Genomic DNA, 3,948 nt, shown 5'->3' on the forward strand with positions numbered 1-3,948 from the left:
TAAGAAATCATTTCTTTTGGAATACCTATTCCATCATCTTTAACCTTAATCTCTATCCGTTTCGCAATTTTTCTCAAGCTAATGCTGATGATTTTATCATCAGAAGAGAATTTTATCGCATTGCTGATCAAGTTATCTAAAACGCGCTCTAGTTTAGATGCATTTGCATGCGCATAAATCTTATCTTGTTCCAAATGAAGAATGAGATCTCTTTTACTATTTGTTTTCCATTTTTCAACGGTTGAGGTTAGAAAAGAGTTCAAATTAAGTGATTGCATATCTAACTTATTTTGGTCAGTTTTAATGGCCTCCATTAGATCATTAATGATGTTTTTAGCCTGTTGAGAAGCATTTAGGATATGTTTAAGTTCTTCCTTAGGGTCTTCGTTATGCAATAGTGTACTTAATGCTTCAATGTTATTTAATGGATTTCTCAAATCATGCGCGACAAAACCCAAAATCTCTCCCTGCTGACGATGTAATTTTTCGACCTCTAAATTTTTTTCTTCCAACTGTTTAAGTCTCACAAAATGCTGTGATTTAAAGAAATAGCTATACCTCGAAAAACAATATAAAATAAAACCCAATATGAGTCCTGCAAAGACATTCATCATTTTCTCATCAAAATTAATTTTTGCTGATATCATGCTGAACCAATACACCAATGTGATAAAGATTGCAATCAGAGTAATTTCAAGGTATTCAAGGGCAAAAAATAAGCTAGCTGTAGCGATACCAATTAAAAACAAGGTTAGTGTATTTTTGGTGTTATCCATAGAAACTATGTAGCTGGCACTAAAAGATGTTAGCAGTAAAAGAACTATAAATGAAATTGTGATGCTTTTCTTGAGTAACAGGTTGTCTTTGTATAGTTTTAGTGTGATACTACTAGCTATTAAAAAGAAAAAAGTACCACCCATTTGCACCCAGTTAACGACAGAATATTCGGCATATTTCGGAACGTTTATCATTTGATCGTGATAAAGCAGGGATAAAAGCCTAAAAAAAACAGAAATGATAAAGAATACAGCACTTAAGACTCTTACTTGCCTCAGATTGGCGAGGGTGTAAAATTCTTTAAAAGCGGGTGAGAATTTCGCTGGAGTTTGGTAATTGAATAGCGTAGCCAATTGAAAACGATTAGATTTCTAAAAATAGCAAAACAATGTCGACTTCCCTAAATTAATGTCAAAAAAAAGCCGCCTCAAATAGTTGAGGCGGTTCCTTTGTTTTATCTCGCACCGGGTGGACAGTTCTCTTTTAAGAACTTGGTGTAAACAAGTGATAAATGTTCTCTTGTTCCCGCTCCCTCAGAGATTCCATGGGTACGATTTGGATAGCTCATCATTTGAAATACTTTTTGATTTTTAATCAGTTCATTGATCAACATTTCAGCATTTTGATAATGAACGTTATCATCACCAGTACCGTGAATGTATAGCAAGTTTCCAACTAAATTTTTAGCATAAGTAATTGGTGAACCTTTTACAAAAGCTTCGGTACTTGGAAATGGAGTTCCCATGTAACGCTCTTGGTAAATATTATCATAAGTTAACTGATTGGTAACTGCAGCTACAGCTATTCCGGTTTTGTAGATTTCGGGATATTGAAAAAGCAAGTTTAGTGTTGTAGAACCACCGCCACTCCATCCATGCACGGCTACACGATCCTTATCCATAAAAGAGTAAGTTTCTAATAATTTTTTTGTTGCCATCGCTTGATCCCTAATATTAATCACACCGATATTCTTGTAAATACTTTTACGCCAAGCTGTTCCTTTTGGAACTGGCGCCCCTCTGTTATCCATTGATATGTAGATATAGCCATCTGCCGCCATATCTCCATTGTATAAATTGTTTCTGCCAGCACCAAATACATCTGCAGCTGTTTGCGAAGCAGGCTCACCATATACATAAAAAACTACTGGATATTTTTTGGTAACATCAAAATTATCAGGTTTTTTCATCCATCCATCCATTTCAACGCCATCTTCGGTTTTTACCTTAAAGAATTCTACTTTGTTTTTTGGAGGTTGTTGCTTTGCCAGCTGGCTTGTAATGCTACCCTCCATGGTTAACGGGTTATTTGTGGTAAAATTCATCCACTCTGTTACTGGGCTCACAACTGAGCTATTGTAATTGTGGCTTGCATACAAACCATTTGGAGAGATGTTGTAATTGTGTGTTCCTGGCAAAACAGATGGAGTTACCATTTCTAATTTGCCTTTGCCATCTAATTTGGTTTTATAGAGATATTTTTGCGTAGCATTATTTGGCGATGCGCTAAAGTAAACTAGGTTTTTCTTTTCATCGATTAAATTAACGCCCATAATATCGTACTGGCCATTGGTAATCAGCGTTTGCTTTTTCCCATCTCTACTTACTCTGTACAAATGCCTCCATCCGTCTCTTTCACTTTCCCAAACAAACTCTTTATTTCCATTTAGCCAAATCCATCCATCGGTGGGATCGATCCAAGCTTTATCATTTTCTTTCAGAATTTCGGTTATGCTGCCAGCGGTTATATCTGCAACAAACACCTTGCTTTCATTTTGCTCACGGTTTAATTGCTGTAAGATTACTTCATTGGTATTTGGTATCCATTCCATTCTAGGGATATAATGCTGCACGTTATCGCCCGGTACAGCTAGCCAATTCGTTTTGGCTGTTTGAAGATCTACAATACCAATTTTGCAAGATGAAGGATTCTGTCCAACTTTAGGATATTCTACCGGAACGTTAAATGAGTAAATCGAATCAGTGTTGTTCATCATCAAAAAATTTCTGATCTTGGTTGCATCAATTTGCCAATATGCGATAGATTTTCCATCTGGGCTCCAACTAAAGCCATCTAAACAGCCAAATTCTTCTTCATAAACCCAATCAAATGTTCCGTTGATCATTCTGCTAGTGCCATCAGTAGTAAGCGCTTTTGTGCTATGGGTGGCTAGATCTTCCACATAAATATTATGTCCGCTCACGTAAGCTACTTTGCTGCCGTCTGGAGAAAACTTCGCAAACATTAAAGAAGAGCCTGGCTTATCTTTGCCAATTTGGGTGAGTGTGTTATTGTTGATGTCGGCTACCCAATAATCTCCACGACTGTCTTGACGCCAAACTCTTTTGGTATTCGTGTAAATTAGTGCTTTAGTTCCATCATCAGTCAATTTAAAACTTCGAACTGATAATGGAGCCGAACCAGTTGTCGGGGTAAGTAGTGCCCTACTAATAACAACTTTTCGCTCATTTTTTGGCAGGGTTACAGTTATAATCTCTCCGCCAGAATTTTGATAATAGGCATTTCCCTCTTTAGTCCAGTTTACACCCCCTCTTTGAGCATAAGATTTGTTGTAATTTCCAATAAACAGTGCGATGCCTGTTATTACAATTAAGAATTTGGTTAGTTTCATCGTTGTTTTTTATTATTTCAGTAGTTTACTATTGTATTTTAATGGTGTTTTTATTTTTATAGTTTAATGAATTGTTGATAAGCGGTTTGTAGATAGGCTTTTCCTTTTTTAAGGCTGGTTTGGGTAGCTATGGAATTCTTCTTTGTTTCGTAGAGGATATTTTTTCCAACATTGTCAAATGAAACGCACTGTTGCTCGTTGATAAAACCAAGTCCATTATCCCAACTAAAAAAGGCGAAGCCATTAGTATAAGGATTTAATAGATTTTTACTCCAGGTAAATTCTTTTGTGGAGATATCCATTTGGGCTAGGAGGGTTGATGCTAAGTCTTGTTGGCTTCCAACTTTATCTGAGTTTTTACCTTTAAATTCGTTTTTTAAAACTTCCCCATAAAATAGGAGTGGAATATGATAACGCTCAGGCATAAAAATATCGTATTTGTTTTTAGGATAAAGATGCCCATGGTCTGCAATAAATACGAACAGGGTGTTTTTATACCAGTCTTGTTTTTTTGCCTTTGTTAAATAGGCATTAATGCA

At 36.1% G+C, this 3,948-nt stretch carries 3 protein-coding genes; all 3 read right to left on the bottom strand.

What is annotated here, in order from left to right:
• Window positions 1-920, bottom strand: a 920-nt coding sequence (locus WC622_RS16490; protein ID WP_372820787.1) for a sensor histidine kinase, incomplete at its 3' end; no start/stop codon positions are given.
• 311 nt (window positions 921-1,231) lie between these two features.
• Window positions 1,232-3,409 carry a S9 family peptidase gene (locus WC622_RS16495; protein ID WP_372820788.1) on the bottom strand — a complete coding sequence of 726 codons (2,178 nt, stop codon included), beginning with the start codon at window positions 3,407-3,409 and terminating at the stop codon, window positions 1,232-1,234.
• Between the two features lie 56 nt (window positions 3,410-3,465).
• The coding region (locus WC622_RS16500; RefSeq protein WP_372820789.1) for a sulfatase-like hydrolase/transferase at window positions 3,466-3,948 on the bottom strand (483 nt) is incomplete at its 5' end.

Origin of the sequence: Pedobacter sp. (assembly GCF_041662865.1) — a bacterium.
GTDB lineage: Bacteria > Bacteroidota > Bacteroidia > Sphingobacteriales > Sphingobacteriaceae > Pedobacter.

Excerpts from the sequence above, each read along its gene's own strand:
- WC622_RS16495 (WP_372820788.1), bottom strand. The coding sequence starts at position 3,409 with ATGAAACTAACCAAATTCTTAATTGTAATAACAGGCATCGCACTGTTT.